The organism is Corynebacterium lubricantis DSM 45231 (assembly GCF_000379425.1).
Taxonomy (GTDB): domain Bacteria; phylum Actinomycetota; class Actinomycetes; order Mycobacteriales; family Mycobacteriaceae; genus Corynebacterium; species Corynebacterium lubricantis.
On record NZ_KB902226.1, the window covers coordinates 162,648 to 178,552 of the forward strand.

Here is a 15,905-nt window from a genome sequence, read left to right on the forward strand (position 1 = left end):
ATCTTGCCGGTCTGACTCACAAAAAACGCTGTGCGCTGATAGTTTAGGGGGTAGATACTGCGTTGGCATGTCGCACAGAACCAGCCACATTGGAGTGAGTACGTGGAAGTCTTTACATTTGTAGTCCGCGATGGTGCTGCTGTGGATCTGGACACTTACCTCAAAGCAATCGCCGCGCACGGGGTCAGTCACCCGACGATGAACTTGCTGCGCCTACGGTTAGCGCAGGTCAGCGGCACGCGCCGTGCGGTAATTGAGGTCGCCAATGGCAATGCTTCTCTCTCTCTTCGCCCGCTTGTTTCCCAACCCTCGGAAATCACTGTGGATTCAGCGGGAGTCCTTGACAAACGCTCCTCGCCCGCACGCCGTGGCGCCGACTTGGGTTGGCAGCACAACTTACAGATGCTCACGACAGCCGATGACGGCATGCTTGTCGACGAGTCCGGGGCAGTCGTCTCATCTTTTATCGCGCCCTTTGTCATGATCCGCGACGGTGCGGCTTTCCTCTCAGCCCACCCGCGGACGACACCGTCGATCGCGCTCGACACTGTGGAGAGCATCTTAAAGAAACAGGGTGTTGAGATTCGCACCCTCGAAAAGGGATTTACGCGCCAGGAACTAATGCAGAACGAAACCTGGGTGGTCTCGTCGCTGTATGGTGCTTCCCTAGTCACGGGCTGGTTGGAATACGGCGGGATTGTCCCGGCACGCTCCCACATCAATCGGATGGGCGTTCCTACGCACCGCGAGGTCAACGATTTGCGTCTCGAGCGGATGCAACCCGCCTAAGGCGCGGGTTAGTAGATGGGCTTTTCGTCGTCGTAAAGCTCATCGATCGGCTCGGCGCCTTCTTCTTCGATATGGGTGTCGGAATGGGCTCCGCACCCATAGCTGGCCGCCACGACATGACCATCGGCAGAGAACTCGTTGGCACAAAGACCAAAATTGTCACCGATAGGCTGGCCAGCAGGGACATAGAAGGCACAGGAGCGGCATTGCATGGCGGCTTTTTCCGCGAACTCGCTGGTGGGCCCGAAATCGCCGGTTCGCCAACGCTGTTTTGCTGCCTCTAAACCGGTCGTGGTGAGGTATTTCTTCGTCTCACGACCAGGAAAAGTCACTGCGTCACGCGAAAAGGAATCCTCGGTGAGGCGCTCGTCGTCGGGAGCGGGCGCCATGAGGTCACCTGGGCCAAGGTCGCCCGGGCGCAAGCGGTCGGAGTAAGGAATCCATTCGGGAGCACGCAGGGCGTCACCAGACGGCGCGGGAACAAGCGCCACCTCATTTACCGTGACATGCGACGAACCTGACGCGCATGCGATGACCGCGTTCCACTCCCACCCCGGATAGCCCGGCACCTCGGCATGGAAGCGGTGGACTGCAACATTGGGCGCCAATCCGGTTACCCCAATGTGCTCGCCAATCTCCTCGCCTTCTGCGACATCGACGAGCGCTGCGCGAGCGACGCGCACGGCGGTGGAGCTGAGCAGCGGGTTGGACTTCTTAGACTTATCTGGGTGGGACACTCCCCTATTATGGACGAGGCCGACGATAATGGATCACATGGGTCGCATCTTGAAGAATTCTCGTCGTTCACTCCGTTCACAAACTCGCGCATTCGGGATCGTTGCAGCAATTACTGTCACGTCCTTGGCACTTGGCGGATGTGCCGTTTCGCAATCGGCGCCCTCTTCTTCCGATGCGACGGAAGCGATCGGCTCGTCGACAAGCGACAATGCTCCCGTCGAGGAATTGATTCCGCGAATCCACGAGGTCTACCCCTTTGATCAGACTTCTTTTACTCAGGGCCTTGAGCTCGCGCCGGACGGAACGCTGCTGGTGGGTACGGGTCAGGAGGGAGAATCCCGGATTTATCGTCGCACGATCGAGGGTGAGGAACTGCAAAGCGAAGACCTCGACCCAGCGTATTTCGGTGAAGGAATTACCGTTGCGGGTGATCATATTTGGCAGCTGACATGGAAAGACGGCATCGCCATCGAGCGGGATGCCGTCACATTAAAAGAGGTCGGGACAGCCGAATACGAGGGAGAGGGCTGGGGGCTCTGCGCCTTCCGTGACCACATCGTCTTCTCGGACGGCACCTCTCAATTACGCCGGATGACGATGGATACCCTTGAGGAATACGACCGCTTCGATGTCACCCTAGAAGGGCAGCCGGTCGAGGGCATCAACGAGTTGGAATGCGTGGGCGACGATGTCTACGCGAACGTCTTTACCACCTCAGATATCTACCGGATCGACGGCGAAACGGGTGTGGTCACCGCTGTGATTGACGCGTCCGGTCTGCCGAATAACGCAGAATCCGACCCCGATAACGTGCTCAATGGCATTGCATACGACAGTAAGAAGGAACGCTTCTTGTTGTCCGGGAAGCGGTGGCCCGATCTCTACGAGGTCACCTTCGAGCCCGCAGCGAACGCCCGCTAAACTGAATCATCATGGCCAAGAAAAAATCGTCGTCGCTGCAGTTGCTCGCGCTCATCGTCGTCATGGTGCTGGTGATGGTCGTTGGTGCCTATGGCATCATGACGTGGCAGAAAAACCGCCCACCTACTCCTCCGCAAGAAGTTGCAATCACTGTCAGCGCTGGGGATGAGTCGCTGGAAGCGACTCCGTACTTGGTGTGTGAGCCTGGGGTGGAGTGCCCCGAGGGCGAGATTCCCACGTTGAAAGTCGCCAGCGGAGACACGGTCAATGTAGAAATCCCCGAGGATATTTACGACCACGACTGGACACTGCTGACGATTTACGACGATCCCGGCGCGAACGACGAGCAGGTGCACGGCCCTTACGACACCGATTCGGTGGACATTCCTGTCTCCGCAACACCTGTCGGCGATTCCGCCGAGCAGCCGCAACTCGTCGTCATTGAAGTGTCCTCGATCATGATCGGCCTCGATGACAACAATGAAGAAAGCCCCTACTTGGTGACCTGGTCGATTGCTGTCGAACAGTAGAACACCAATGTAGGGGCGAGAGCTTCAGTAAGTACTTAAGCGTCAAGCTCTTTCGCTACAGCCCGCAGGATCTCCGCGACCTGGCGGGCTTCTTTCCGCTCTGGGTAGCGGCCTTGTGCGAGGACGGGCTGCACGCGGGACTCGATGACGGTCATTACGTCCATCAGCATCGAGTTGAGCTCTTCCGGCTTCCGACGATTCACTGGGCGACGTCGGGGGGTGTCCAAAATTTTTACACGCAGAGCTTGAGGCCCGCGGCGGCCGGCAGCGAAATCGAACTCGATGCGCTGGCCGTGAACGAGCTCGTCCACGCCTTCTGGCAGGACATCCTTACCGATATATACGTCTTCATCGCCTGGGTTGGAAGCGAAGCCGAAACCTTTATCAGCGTCGTACCACTTAACTTTTCCGACGGGCACGGTCATCACCACTTTCTTTCAACGACATCGACCTGCGACGTGAAGCGCGCAGGATTAAATACTCCACCATACTCGGGTCTCAAAAGAAAACCCATTTTGAGACCACTTCATTCCCGCCTCGGAGTTGCCGAGCTTTTTCGGCCCAAAACTACCGGTAGTGCGTGATTATTGGTAAAAATGTGAAAACTGTTACCCAAAAGTGACATACATCACATAAATTGATTTGCCCGACTTGACCTCGAAAAACAGGCGAATTCATGAGGACAAGACCACAAATGTGCGCCAATTCGTGTCGCTAGCGTGACTAAATCGTTATCAAACGATAAAGTCTTGCGCAGACCTTCCAGAGGCAATCATTTTGACAGACATTCACAGTTGGACTATCCACGCCGAGCCCTGTCCGGGTAGTTCACTATACGGAACCTGTACTCAACAAACTTCATAGGACAGGGGCGGGGAACCCACCGCCTGCTTCGCAAGGAGCAAGCACCGTTCCTATACAACGTGCACTTACAACGTACACAGATTGTATAGGCGCTTGGGGTGAAGTTCATCCATTGAACCGGGCGCTCTCACCTCTGCCCGAACCCGACAGCTCACCTCGTAGGCGCACAAGAGAGGAAATTCTTTTTCATGGCACAGCACTCACGTAAGTCCGTCCGTCCAGCCGCAAAGATCGCTGCAGGCGCAGCAGCCGCAATCGCAGCAACCGCCCTCATGGCACCACAGGCAAGCGCCGCTCCAGATTCCGACTGGGATCGTCTCGCACAGTGCGAGTCCGGCGGCAACTGGGCAATCAACACCGGCAACGGCTACCACGGTGGCCTGCAGTTCTCTGCTTCCACCTGGCAGGCATACGGTGGCGGCGAGTTCGCACCTTACGCATACCAGGCAACCCGCGAACAGCAGATCTACGTTGCAGAAAAGACCCTGGCAGGCCAGGGTTGGGGCGCATGGCCAGCATGTTCGGCAAAGCTGGGCCTGAACTCCGCTCCAAACACCAACCGCCCACACCCTAATGCGGCACCGGCTCCTGCCCCAGCTCCAGCTACACGCATCGCAGCTGCTCCTGCTGCAGCGGCACCAGCTGCTTCCACCACCACCCCGGTTGACGCTCTCTACAACCAGATCAAGAGCACCCTGGCTTCGTACGGCATCGCTGTTCCAGCTGGCGTCACCGACTTCTACAAGGCTAACCGCGACAACTACAATGCGTTCTACTCCGCGAACGCTCAGCTGATCGCAGCTGTTCAGTCTGGCGACATCCAGAAGATTGCAGGCGCTGTCAGCTTCTAAGCAAGCTCCCAGACGCAGTAGTTCAAAGCTGTGCCCCGCACCCGAGTCATTGGCTCAGGTACGGGGCACAGCTTTTTCCAACGCAAAACACCCCTACCACCTGGGAACAACCCAAAGTGGTAGGGGTAGAGCAACCGCGAAGGGACTACTTAGCGGTTGACGCGGGTGTACGGATGCACGTAGCCAAGTTCCTCAACAGGGCGTGGCAGCACCAAATCATCACCGTACGGGCTGGATGCGCCAGCGAGCTTGGAGGAGATTTCTGTCACCGGGTGGCCGTTGCCTGGAGTATCCACAGGCCAAGCCGGGTTATTAACATTCTTCTTGTCTACATGATTAGCCATAGTCCATATTGTGCCAAACACCTGGCAAAAAAGTAACTGAACCGGCGAGAAACCCACCGCGTAAGATTGCCATCACCATGACCGAGCCCACCACCACCCTTGATTTGCGCACCTCACTTGCTCAAATGAGCGACACCGAGTTGGGAGAACTCCTCCGCAACCGCCCAGATCTGTCCGTTCCCCTACCCCCAGGGGTAAGTTCGCTGGCCTCGCGCATCACGCTGCCGGGCTCTCTTGCCCGGGCCATCAAAGATCTGAGCGCGCTCGAGATCGCAGCCTTAGAAACTGCGGGAGACCTCGGTGCCGAGCTCACGCCGGTCAAGGCAGAGGCAATCGTCGCAAAGCTTCCCGTGTCTCCGGCGCTCGCCGACGAAGCGCTGCGCCGTCTCCGCGCGTTCGCTCTGATCTTCGGTACCGACAGCGCCGACACGGTCCAGGTGACACCCGGCGCGTTGGGCGCGCTCCCCTCCGGCTGGCGCGTGTTGGATTCCCTGCCCGGCACCGCCGAGGAAACCACGGCGCTCATCGAACAACTCGACCGGCCCGCGCGCGCCATGCTGGAGACCTTGGCATCGTCGGGCTCGGTGGGTACGACTCGCGACGCAGCCATCGACGCCGATCCTTCCCGCCCAATCCCGCGACTCATTGAACTCGGCCTCCTTGTCCGCGTGAACGCCTCGACGGTGCGCCTGCCTCGCCCCGTGCGCGACATCGTCCGCGGCGAAACACCGCGACAGTTTTCGCTCCAGCCGTCGTCACGTATTCAGGGCGGCAGCAAAGCACCGGAGCCCACAGAGATTTCGCTTATCGACGATGCCGCCACCGCCCAAGGGCTCGATGCCACACGCGCGATGCGCAAGATTGTCACCCGGCTTGGGCGCGAACCGATTGCTTTAAATCGCGATGGTTCCGTCGGTGTGCGCGCTCTGTCAGGCCTAGCCAAGGAGCTCAAGGTTGACGAGTCCATCACCGCGCTGCTGATCACTATTGGTGAATCGGCAGGGCTCATCGGTCGCGGTGAAATCGAGGCGGATGTTGATGGCTTGGCACCGACCCGGGAGGCGCTCGAGTGGGCGGATGCGACGCTCTCCGACCAATGGGCGATTGTGTTGGCTGGCTGGATGGCCTCGCCATGGCAGGTCCACCTATTAAATGAGAAGGACGCGAAGGGCCAACCGATCCGGCTCCTGGCCGAGGCCATGCACGATCCGGGGACGCGCCGCACGCGCACATTGATCCTGCAGCAGCTTACTCGCGTCCCGGGCACCCAACTGCAGCGTGCCGATATCGTGGAAGACCTGCAGTTTAGCGCTCCGCTTGCTGCCTCGGGGATCTCCGAATCAGCGCTGGACGCGGTCCTTAAGCAGGCCCGACTGGTGGGCGGAGTGGCCAACAACGCCTCGTCGTCAGCTTTAGTCTCCCTGCTGCGCGGCGAGGATATCGCGCAGGCAACGCGCGCGCTCGTGCCCGCAGAAGTATCGTATGTGATCCCGCAGGCCGACATGACCATCCTGGCACCGGGGCCGTTGCCACCTGAGATGTATAACGAGTTGGAGGCTTTCGCGGATTTGGAGTCCCCCGGTCTGGCCAGCGTTTTCCGCGTCACCGAATCTTCAGCCCGCCAGGCACTCGACGCGGGAAAACAACCCCGGGAAATCATCAGTTGGCTCGACTCCCATTCGCCCACGGGTGTCCCGCAACCCATGGCCTTTCTCATCGAGGATGCCGGCCGCAATCACGGCAGAATTCGCACTGGTGAGGCGCTGAGTTATGTTCGCAGCGACGACGAGTCCTTGATTACTCGGGCTGCGGGGCTACTGGGTCCCGAACTCACGGTGATCGCAACGCAGGCGGCTGTGTCGCGGTTGCCCTTGTCTGAATTGCTCAAGCGCCTGCGCGACTTCGGGCTGCAGCCTATCGCCGAGGATGCCTCCGGTGCGTCGATCTCCATGGCACCCGAACCGACGCTTGTGCGTTCTACTCCTTCTACCCTGCTACGCGATCAGACTCCGAGTGACACCCACGTTGCCGAGGCCGTGGCATCCATCCGCGCTTCGGATTCCGCAGCCCCTGCTGCTCCGAAGGAGCATGACGGAGACCATTTATCTACGTTGCAGGCTGCTGCTCGCTCGAGCCGGCAGGTCGCCATCGGCTACGTGGACAAAAATGGCCGTGGCAGTCAGATCACGGTGGTCCCACTGTCCGTGACGGGTGGCCAGGTGGATGGTCTCAACGAGAAGACCGGTTCTGTGGTGCGCATCGCGCTGCCAAGGATTACGAAAGTGATCCTCCTTTAGGCGTCTCCACTACCCCACCACCCACCGTGGTTTTCGCTCATCCTGCAGGATCGATATCTGATTGTTACTCTAAGGCCAACCCAGTTGCTTAACTTTTCAACTTATTGCACAGCCACTGCAAAAAGGATGGTTGGACATGGCAGTCCCCCGCGAAACCAAGAAGGCGGAAACGCGCACTAATCTCATGCGTGAGACCGCCCGTCTCGTCATCACTCGCGGCACAGAACACACCACGGTCGCCGATATCGCCGAAGCCGTCGGCGTCTCTGCCCGCACCTTCCATAACTATTTCTCGTCTCGCGAAGACGCGCTCGAAGAGTTCGCTGCCATCCACGCAGCTACCCTGAAGCAAGAGCTAGAAAACGCAGGCCCCGGCGCCAACCTCTTAGAAACCCTGGAATCCATTGTGTTGGATTCCTTCTGCGGCGATCAGGACAGCAGCGTGGACAATATCGTGGTGCTATTTCGGGTTTGCACGATCCTTGAAACCCTCCGGGGCACCGATCAGCACAGTCGCCTGCTGCCCGAAAATTTCCCGCGCGATGCCACCATCGCGATGCGCGGAGCCATCGCCATCGCCTGGGCCGCAGTCGATGCTTATTACCAACTGCCCGAGCCACGCGATCCGAGCCAGGGTGAACAGATCGTCCGCGAGGCCTTTACAACCGCCCGCTCCCTCGACAGCGTCCGCCTGCCCTAGCAGTCCCACCGAAACGTGGAAATATATTGTGAATCTATTATAAGTTGATAGATGTGCTAGAAATACGCGACCTCACAAAACGTTTCGGCGACACGCTCGCCCTCGATGGCATGAGTTTCACAGTCCACGCCGGCGAAATCTACGGCTTCGTCGGCTCCAATGGGGCCGGCAAGTCCACCACCATGCGCATCGCACTCGGCGTGCTGGCCAAAGACGATGGCGAGGTCCTCCTCGAGGGCACGCCGCTTAACGACGATTCCCGTCGCCGCATCGGCTATATGCCCGAAGAACGCGGCCTCTACGGAAAAGAAAAGATCCTTGACCAACTCATCTTCTTAGGCAAATTGCACGGGATGAGCACAGTTGAGGCTCGTGAATCCGGCCGGAGTTTGCTCGAGCAGTTGGGCCTTGGAGAGCGTCTCGACGACAAACTCGACGACTTATCCTTAGGCAACCAACAACGCGTACAGCTTGCCGCCAGTCTGATCCACGACCCCGACGTTCTCATCCTGGATGAACCCTTCTCCGGGTTGGACCCGGTCGCCGTCCAAGTCATGAGCGAAATGCTCATTGAGCGCGCAAACCGCGGTGTGCCCGTAGTCTTTTCTTCGCACCAGCTCGACTTGGTCCAGCGTCTGTGCCATCGCGTCGGCATCGTCGCCCACGGAAAAATGGTCGCGGAGGGCACCGTGGCCGAGCTGCGTAGCCGCGGCCCGCTGCGCTACGCAGTCGGAACCACGGCCCGCGAGTGGTACCCAGCAGGCACCACCGTCGTCGCTACCTCCTCCGACACGGTGGTCCTTGAAGTCCACGCAGATATAAGCGACCAGGACATCTTGCACGCAGCCCTTGCCCAAGGCCCGGTGCATTCCTTCCAACGCGTTGTCCCCGACCTCAACGACCTTTTCAAGGAGGTTGTTTCCGCATGAGCCAAACTTCCTACTCATCTGCCAACACCATTGCCACGGTGGCCAAACGCGAGATTCAGATGGCGCTGCGCTCCAAAGGCATTATGGTCACCGTCTCGCTGCTGTTGATCGGCATCATTATCAGCGTAGGTGTGGTGGCCTATTTCACCAGCCGTGATTCCGGGCCCACTACAGTGGCGACCGTGGAGATACCGGCATCTGCCTTTGAGGGATCGGATCTCCAAGCCACCCAAGCCACAGATCGCGCCGAGGCCGAAGCCCTGGTGCTCAGCGGCGACGTCGATGCCGGGGTCGTACCCAGCGACTCCGGGTGGGAGGTGCTCTCCGATGGCGCGCCCAGCACCACGGTGTTAGGCAGCGTCAGTGCCATCGCGATGTCGTACTCCGTCTCAGAAGCAATCACTTCTCTGGGGCTTTCCCCCGAGGAGTATGCCGCGGCGATGCCACCCTCCCAGGTCACACCCGTCGACCTCTCCAGCAACGGGGACAGCGCCACCCAGAATCTCACCGCCGTGCTCACAGCACTGGTGGGCATCTTGATCGTCGCGTTTACCGTCATTCTTTTTGCCGCCAATATCGGTGGGCGCATCACCGAAGAAAAGTCCTCGCGCGTCGTCGAAATCATTCTGGCAGCTGTGCGCCCCATGGACTTCCTCACCGGAAAAATTCTCGGCAACGTGATCTTCGGGTTCTTTGCCACCGCAGTTGTGATCGCCGCCGGTGTTGTCACCTTGGCCGTCTCGGGTCTACTCGACGGGATCGAATTCGATTGGGCGATCCTCCCGATCCTCCTAGTCGCCTGGATCTTAGGCATGTTCTTCTTCGGCAGCCTCTACGCCGCCGCCGGCGCCATGGTGCAGCGCACCGAGGACCTCAATTCCACCCAGACACCTGTCCTGATGTTGATCATGGTGGCCATGTACATCCCGATGTTCGGCTGGTCCATGACCGATACGCTCTGGATGCAGATCCTGTCTTGGATCCCACCATTTAGTATCTTTACCGCACCAATCACCTATGCCACCGGTGACATGACGTTGGTGCAGCTCATCGCCTCCCAGGCCATCGCGCTACTCGCCGTAGTAGGCGTGATCTGGTTCGTGGCGCGCGTCTATCGCGCCACCATCTTGTACAACGGCCGCCGGATGAGCTGGCTTCAGGCAGTGCGGGCATAAACTACGACGCCGAGGCGTTGCATAATAGAGGTTCGAATCTGAAAGGACTCTATTTATGGCACTCGGCGACGGCCCGTTGATCGTCCAGTCGGACAAGACTGTCCTGCTCGAAGTCGATCACCCCCAGGCGGGGCTCGCCCGCGCCGCGCTCGCCCCCTTCGCGGAGCTGGAGCGCGCCCCCGAGCATATCCACACCTACCGCATCACCCCGCTCGCGCTGTGGAATGCGCGCGCCGCAGGTTTCGATGCCGAGCAGGCCGTCGACGTTCTCGAGCGCTACTCGCGCTTCCCCGTTCCCCAGGCACTCCTCGTCGACGTCGCCGAGACCATGGCCCGCTACGGTCGCGTCCGGCTGCTCAAACACCCCGCGCACGGCCTCGTGCTTGAGTCCGATGAGGCCCCGATCATCGAGGAAATCACCCGCCACAAAAAGATCAAGCCGATGCTGGGCACGCGTATCGACGACACCTCGGTCCCCGTCCACCCCTCCGAGCGCGGACGCATCAAGCAGGAATTAACCAAGATCGGTTGGCCCGCCGACGATCTGGCAGGCTACGTCGACGGCGAGGCTCACCCGATCGCTCTCAACTACGACGGGTGGGAGATGCGCGACTACCAGCAGTACGCGAAGGACTCCTTCTGGGAGGGCGGCTCCGGCGTCGTCGTTCTGCCCTGTGGTGCGGGTAAAACCATCGTGGGCGCAGCCTCCATGGCCGAGGCCCAGACCACCACGCTGATCCTGGTCACCAACACCGTCGCCGGGCGCCAGTGGCGCAACGAGCTTTTGCGCCGCACCACGCTCACCGCCGACGAAATCGGCGAGTACTCAGGTGAGCGCAAGGAGATCCGCCCCGTCACGATTGCCACCTACCAGGTGGTCACGCGCAAAACGAAAGGCGAATACCGGGCGCTCGAACTCTTCGATTCCCGCGACTGGGGCCTGATCATCTACGACGAGGTCCACCTTTTGCCCGCCCCGGTGTTCCGCATGTCGGCCGATCTCCAATCGCGGCGTCGCCTCGGACTCACTGCCACACTGGTGCGCGAGGATGGTCGCGAGGACGACGTCTTCTCGCTCATCGGCCCGAAGCGCTACGACGCCCCCTGGAAGGAACTTGAGGCCGCCGGTTTCATCGCCACCGCCGAGTGCATCGAGGTCCGCACGTCGCTGACCGAGGAAGAGCGCATGGTCTATGCCACCGCCGAGACCCGCGAGCGCTACCGGGTGGCGGCTACCAGCCATTCGAAGCTGTCTGTCGTCGATAAGCTGCTGGAACAGCATGCCGGGCAGCAAACCTTAATCATCGGTGCCTACCTTGAACAACTCGAGGAACTGGCGTCGCGCACCGGCGCGCCGTTGATCGACGGCAAGACCTCGAATAAGAAACGCGAGGAAGCATTTGACGCTTTTCGACGAGGCGAGCTCCAAACCCTGGTCGTCTCAAAAGTAGCGAACTTCTCCATCGACCTGCCCGAGGCCGCCGTGGCCATTCAGGTCTCGGGAACCTTCGGCTCGCGCCAAGAAGAGGCGCAGCGCCTCGGGCGGTTGCTGCGTCCGAAGGCCGATGGTTCCGAGGCGCACTTCTATACGGTTGTTGCGCGCGACACACTCGATTCGGAGTACGCCCTGCACCGCCAGCGTTTTTTGGCGGAACAAGGCTACGCCTACCGACTCGTTGACGCAGCAGACGTTTAGACTAGGTAAATATGAGTGAGATGAAGGTTTTCAGGTTCGACGTCGACGAGGATTTTGCCAAACAGAACAACGAGATGCTCAAAGACACCAAACGTTTGGTGGTCTCGGGTGTTTCAATGTTCGTCATCAGTTTGATCGCGGCGGCGCTGATCTGGTTCTTCGTCCCTGCGGACTCGCCCTGGCATTTGCTGGGCACGATTGGTCTCACACTTTTCGGCATCATGATGCTCATCGTGGCGCTCGCCGTGCCGCGCTCGGTGGGTAAAGCCCAGGCGCTCTATGATCGCTACCCGCTTGCTCCTGCCATCATCGCCGAGGTCAACGACCGCGACTTCGTCCTTATGGCACTGGTGAATACCAACGTCGATCCTTCGCTGCCACCTCGCTGGGGCGCCGCGCTGCGCACCGTGACCCGCATCAACGGTGTCGACCCGAAGGTAGGCACGAAGGTCCCCGTCGCCGCGGTGCTGGGCCAGCGCAGTGGCCAGGACAAGGACCACTGGCAAGAAATTTCCCCGATGCCGATTGCATGGGGTACACCCGACCAGGACGTTGTCACCGAGGCCCGCAAGGCCATCCCGCAGGATCAGTGGCAGCGCCTCGAAAAAGCACGCAAGCGTCTCGACGATGTGAAGAAGACCTCTCATAACCTGCTGGTTCTCTAACCCCTGCTGTAGAATCCCTGGGGATGAGCAAAGTAGTTAAGCGTCTCGAACCTTTTGCCGAGACTATTTTCGCAAAGATGACGGCGCGCGCCGTGGACTGTGGCGCGATCAACTTAGGCCAAGGCTTCCCCGATTCGGACGGGCCGGCAGAAATGTTGGAGATCGCCCAGCGAGAAATCGCCGGCGGGAACAATCAATACGGTCCCGGGCGTGGCATGTTAGAGCTGCGCGAAGCCATTGCGCGCCAACGTGCCCGGGACTATGGCGTAAGCTACGACCCCGCCACAGAGGTATTTATCACTGTCGGCGCCACCGAAGCCATCTCGGCGACCGTGCTGGGTCTTGTCGAGCCGGGCTCTGAGGTCATTGTGTTGGAGCCTTACTATGATGCATACGCTGCGGCGATTGCGCTGGCGGGAGCTCGTCGTAAAGCGGTGCCTTTAGCCGTCGACGGGGACACGTGGACCATTGACATCGACGCCGTGCGCGCGGCGATCACCGCCGAGACCTCGATGATCATTGTGAACTCCCCGCATAACCCCACGGGTGCGGTGTTCTCCCGCGACGTCCTAGTCGAGCTCGCAGAACTCGTGGTCGAGCGGGATCTATTGGTGCTTTCCGACGAAGTCTATGAAAACCTCGTCTTCGACAACATCGCACACACTGCGCTCGCAAGCTTGCCGGGCATGTTTGAGCGCACCGTGACCGTCTCGTCGGCCGCGAAAACGTTTAACGTCACGGGGTGGAAAACGGGCTGGGCGCTCGCGCCGGCGGAGTTGCTCGACGGAGTGATCAAGGCGAAGCAATTCATGAGCTATGTCGGTGCGACCCCGTTTCAACCTGCCGTGGCGTGGGCTTTGGATAACGCTAGTGACTGGCTCACCGGCATGGTGCAGGAGCTTTCGGACAACCGGGATGTGCTGAGCGCGGCGCTGCGCAACGCCGGGTTTTCCGTGCACTCGACCGCGGGCACGTACTTTACGGTTGCGGATCTGCCCGCGGGATCGGATGGGATGCAGTTCTGCTGGGATCTTCCCGCATCGGCTGGCGTGGCGGCGATCCCGGTGGAAGCTTTCGTCGATCAACCTGAGCAGTGGAGCCACCAGGTGCGCTTCGCCTTCTGCAAAAAGCCAGACACTATGCGTCTCGCAGCTGAGCGCATCAACCAACTTTCACTCTAGGGAGACACTAGTGCGCATTGCAGTCACCGCCATCGTTTTTGTCCTGGTTCTGATCTCGGGGCCCTTCTGGTTCGCCTTGTTGTTGCGCGTGCTGCCGTTTGAGACTTTGGAATTTATGTCCTCGATCATCATTTTGGCGGTGGCTGCATTGTGCGCCTGGCTTTCCTGGTACTTGTTGCGGCCCCGCGGGGCGAGACCGAATTCAGCTTCGGATTCAGCGAAGGGCTAACCTGCGGCGACCAGCGGGTGTGTTTTCGCTGCTTGGCGCGCTGGAACAATGGCTGCAACCATGCCCACGACAACCGCCCCGAGCAGGACCAGTCCGAGCTCACCCCATGGGATAAGCAAGCGGTCCAATCCTTCGCTGAACAGTACCTGGACGAATCCATAACCTAGCCATAGGCCAATTACCGTGCCGGAGAACGCCCCTCAGCAAGGCCGTCAATGGTGATGGTGTGCCGCCCAGTACGATCGACGATGACCACCCTGTCCCCGACTTCCACTCCGTATTCTTCGGCAGTGGACGTGTTGAGCAATCCGTGGTCTGGCTGTGTCGGCACGTTGCCCTCGATGAGCTCGAATTCACTCGTGGACACGCTTGCCTCCGGAGGAACATACGGAATCACCCATGTGCCCGCACCTCCGGATTGGACAGGGGAATCGTCGATAAGCAAAGCAATCGGCTGCTGATCGATGGCCTGCGCCACCGCGACCTCCGGCAATTGCTGAATAGCCGGCAGCATGTCGCTGAGTACAATCGGTGCTTCCATGGTCGCGGTCGCCACCGCATCGACGCCTTCGTAACTGCCCTCGATGATATCGTCGAAGGCCTTCTGCAGACTTGCCGAGAGCATGAAACCGCCCGCGACGAAGCTCGTGCCCAGAATCACCGCGATAATCGAGAGCACCAACCGTGATGTATTCGCTTGAATATTCCGCCAGCTCAGCAGAACTAATATGTTGTTCATGGCTAATCGAACCTCGCCATGACCGAGAGGATTTGTTCGGTGGCGGGTTCCCGCAGCTCGTCGACGAGCTAGCCATCCGCCAAGAAGATGACGCGATCGGCGTAACTGGCTGCCTTCGCATCATGCGTCACGATTACCACCGTCTGGCCGAGACTATCCACGGACGAACGCAAAAGCGACAGCACTTCCCCAGAGGAGTTGGAGACAAGGTTGCCCGTCGGTTCATCAGCAAAGATGACGTCAGGCTTGGCGACGATTGCCCGCGCGCAAGCCACCCTCTGTTGTTGACCTCCAGAGAGTTCCGCAGGTCAGTGACTGAGCCGATTCTCGATGGAGAACCGTCGAGTCACCTCTTGCAACCAATCTTCATCGGTTGTTCTACCGGCGATGCGGTCTGGAAGAGTGATGTTCTCTAATGCTGTGAGCGTGGGCACTAGGTTGAAGGACTGGAAAATAAAGCCGACGCGGTCCCGCCGCAGTGACGTCATCTCCCGGTCGTCGAGTTCAGAAAGGTCAGTGCCTTTGAGAGAGGTAGCACCAGAACTCGGTGTGTCGAGGCCTGCCATGCAGTGCATGAGGGTGGACTTTCCCGAACCCGAAGGTCCCATGATGGCTGTGAACTCGCCCTGGTAGAAGTCCACGCTGATGCCGTCGAGGGCGTGGACTGCGGTGTTCCCCTCACCGTAGGTCTTCCGCAGGTCAGAGGCGTGAACCGCGACTTCGGGAGTGTGGACGTGTGTCGTATTCATAAAGCGCTCATCGACTTGCTGTAAGAAGGAATGGAATGTGCTTAGATCACCTTCAATTTTTCCTTGTGGAAGGCTAAGGGCGCTACGGGGATGACACTGATTTATGTCATAGGATTCATGGATACCATCTCAGGGATTACCCTGATTAGGGCATGACAAAAAGCTCCGGCTGAGAAGAAGATGTTCTTCTCAGCCGAAGCTTTGTGGTTATTTAGTTGTTTGTTTTGTTTTAAGGTCGGCGGTAACTTACTCTCCCACATCCTCCCGGATGCAGTACCATCAGCGCGGGCGGGCTTAGCTTCCGGGTTCGGAATGGGACCGGGCGTTTCCCCGCCGCCATCAACCACCGACACACCTATTGGGGTGTATCAGCACTGTTACTAGGCGACTAGTAGACATGATACATATTCACTTCATCACACAAACCACCACCATGTTCGGGGTGTGTTGTGCCAGATACTGCACAGTGGACGCAAACACTTAATCTTTCGTGTTTATTGTTTTTGTT

General features: G+C 59.2%; 17 protein-coding genes, 1 rRNA gene, 1 pseudogene and 1 riboswitch. Of the genes and pseudogenes, 12 read left to right on the plus strand and 7 right to left on the minus strand.

Annotated features, from left to right (window positions below):
- Positions 1 to 102: 102 nt before the first annotated feature.
- Positions 103 to 789 (plus strand): hypothetical protein, encoded by a 687-nt coding sequence (locus A37O_RS0111295; protein WP_018297613.1) that lies wholly within the window; start codon positions 103 to 105, stop codon positions 787 to 789.
- Positions 790 to 797: 8 nt separating this feature from the next.
- Here the strand turns inward: A37O_RS0111295 and A37O_RS0111300 are convergent, their stop codons facing one another.
- Entirely contained in the window at positions 798 to 1,526 is a 729-nt protein-coding gene (locus A37O_RS0111300) for a DUF3027 domain-containing protein (protein WP_018297614.1), read from the minus strand.
- Between the two features lie 28 nt (positions 1,527 to 1,554).
- Here A37O_RS0111300 and A37O_RS0111305 point away from each other — a divergent pair, with 28 nt between their 5' ends.
- On the plus strand, positions 1,555 to 2,448 hold the full coding sequence (locus A37O_RS0111305; protein ID WP_018297615.1) for a glutaminyl-peptide cyclotransferase: 894 nt from the start codon (positions 1,555 to 1,557) through the stop codon (positions 2,446 to 2,448).
- 11 nt (positions 2,449 to 2,459) lie between these two features.
- The gene (locus tag A37O_RS0111310; protein WP_018297616.1) at positions 2,460 to 2,978 is read left to right on the plus strand and encodes a DUF2771 domain-containing protein; all 519 of its coding nucleotides are present in this window, start codon (positions 2,460 to 2,462) and stop codon (positions 2,976 to 2,978) included.
- Between the two features lie 35 nt (positions 2,979 to 3,013).
- Here the strand turns inward: A37O_RS0111310 and A37O_RS0111315 are convergent, their stop codons facing one another.
- Positions 3,014 to 3,397, minus strand: coding sequence for a cold-shock protein (locus A37O_RS0111315; RefSeq protein ID WP_026196327.1), 384 nt, complete (start codon positions 3,395 to 3,397; stop codon positions 3,014 to 3,016).
- A 420-nt stretch (positions 3,398 to 3,817) separates the two neighbouring features.
- Positions 3,818 to 4,022: riboswitch (cyclic di-AMP (ydaO/yuaA leader) on the plus strand.
- Between the two features lie 8 nt (positions 4,023 to 4,030).
- Here A37O_RS0111315 and A37O_RS0111320 point away from each other — a divergent pair.
- On the plus strand, positions 4,031 to 4,693 hold the full coding sequence (locus A37O_RS0111320; RefSeq protein ID WP_018297618.1) for a resuscitation-promoting factor Rpf1 domain-containing protein: 663 nt from the start codon (positions 4,031 to 4,033) through the stop codon (positions 4,691 to 4,693).
- 149 nt (positions 4,694 to 4,842) lie between these two features.
- Here the strand turns inward: A37O_RS0111320 and A37O_RS0111325 are convergent, their stop codons facing one another.
- The gene (locus tag A37O_RS0111325; RefSeq protein WP_018297619.1) at positions 4,843 to 5,037 is read right to left on the minus strand and encodes a hypothetical protein; all 195 of its coding nucleotides are present in this window, start codon (positions 5,035 to 5,037) and stop codon (positions 4,843 to 4,845) included.
- A gap of 77 nt (positions 5,038 to 5,114) precedes the next feature.
- Here A37O_RS0111325 and A37O_RS0111330 point away from each other — a divergent pair, with 77 nt between their 5' ends.
- The 8 genes from A37O_RS0111330 to A37O_RS0111365 all read left to right on the plus strand — a co-directional run bounded on the left by A37O_RS0111330 (position 5,115) and on the right by A37O_RS0111365 (position 13,909).
- Positions 5,115 to 7,334 (plus strand): helicase-associated domain-containing protein, encoded by a 2,220-nt coding sequence (locus A37O_RS0111330; RefSeq protein WP_018297620.1) that lies wholly within the window; start codon positions 5,115 to 5,117, stop codon positions 7,332 to 7,334.
- Between the two features lie 136 nt (positions 7,335 to 7,470).
- Positions 7,471 to 8,034: a TetR/AcrR family transcriptional regulator gene (locus A37O_RS0111335; protein WP_018297621.1), complete on the plus strand. Its 564-nt coding sequence runs from the start codon at positions 7,471 to 7,473 to the stop codon at positions 8,032 to 8,034.
- Positions 8,035 to 8,081: 47 nt separating this feature from the next.
- A complete protein-coding gene (locus A37O_RS0111340; RefSeq protein WP_211208375.1) occupies positions 8,082 to 8,963 on the plus strand; it encodes an ABC transporter ATP-binding protein in 882 nt (293 codons plus the stop codon).
- A complete protein-coding gene (locus A37O_RS0111345; RefSeq protein ID WP_018297623.1) occupies positions 8,960 to 10,138 on the plus strand; it encodes an ABC transporter permease in 1,179 nt (392 codons plus the stop codon). The genes A37O_RS0111340 and A37O_RS0111345 overlap by 4 nt, the downstream gene beginning before the upstream one ends.
- Positions 10,139 to 10,193: 55 nt before the next feature.
- A complete protein-coding gene (locus tag A37O_RS0111350; RefSeq protein WP_018297624.1) occupies positions 10,194 to 11,834 on the plus strand; it encodes a DNA repair helicase XPB in 1,641 nt (546 codons plus the stop codon).
- 20 nt (positions 11,835 to 11,854) lie between these two features.
- Complete coding sequence (locus tag A37O_RS0111355; RefSeq protein WP_018297625.1) at positions 11,855 to 12,499, plus strand: DUF3239 domain-containing protein; 645 nt, start codon at positions 11,855 to 11,857, stop codon at positions 12,497 to 12,499.
- A 23-nt stretch (positions 12,500 to 12,522) separates the two neighbouring features.
- The gene (locus tag A37O_RS0111360; RefSeq protein ID WP_018297626.1) at positions 12,523 to 13,680 is read left to right on the plus strand and encodes a pyridoxal phosphate-dependent aminotransferase; all 1,158 of its coding nucleotides are present in this window, start codon (positions 12,523 to 12,525) and stop codon (positions 13,678 to 13,680) included.
- A 10-nt stretch (positions 13,681 to 13,690) separates the two neighbouring features.
- Positions 13,691 to 13,909 (plus strand): hypothetical protein, encoded by a 219-nt coding sequence (locus A37O_RS0111365; protein WP_018297627.1) that lies wholly within the window; start codon positions 13,691 to 13,693, stop codon positions 13,907 to 13,909.
- Here the strand turns inward: A37O_RS0111365 and A37O_RS16905 are convergent.
- The 4 genes and pseudogenes from A37O_RS16905 to rrf all read right to left on the minus strand — a co-directional run bounded on the left by A37O_RS16905 (position 13,906) and on the right by rrf (position 15,748).
- Positions 13,906 to 14,088: an ABC transporter permease family protein gene (locus A37O_RS16905; protein ID WP_156802587.1), complete on the minus strand. Its 183-nt coding sequence runs from the start codon at positions 14,086 to 14,088 to the stop codon at positions 13,906 to 13,908. The two genes, A37O_RS0111365 and A37O_RS16905, sit on opposite strands and share 4 nt — an antisense overlap.
- A complete protein-coding gene (locus tag A37O_RS0111375; RefSeq protein ID WP_156802588.1) occupies positions 14,088 to 14,648 on the minus strand; it encodes an ABC transporter permease in 561 nt (186 codons plus the stop codon). Before A37O_RS0111375 ends, A37O_RS16905 begins: the two co-directional genes overlap by 1 nt.
- Before the next feature lie 2 nt (positions 14,649 to 14,650).
- A pseudogene (locus tag A37O_RS15725) lies at positions 14,651 to 15,397 on the minus strand (ABC transporter ATP-binding protein).
- Between the two features lie 233 nt (positions 15,398 to 15,630).
- Positions 15,631 to 15,748: ribosomal RNA gene (rrf, locus tag A37O_RS0111385) — 5S ribosomal RNA — on the minus strand.
- Positions 15,749 to 15,905 lie beyond the last annotated feature (157 nt).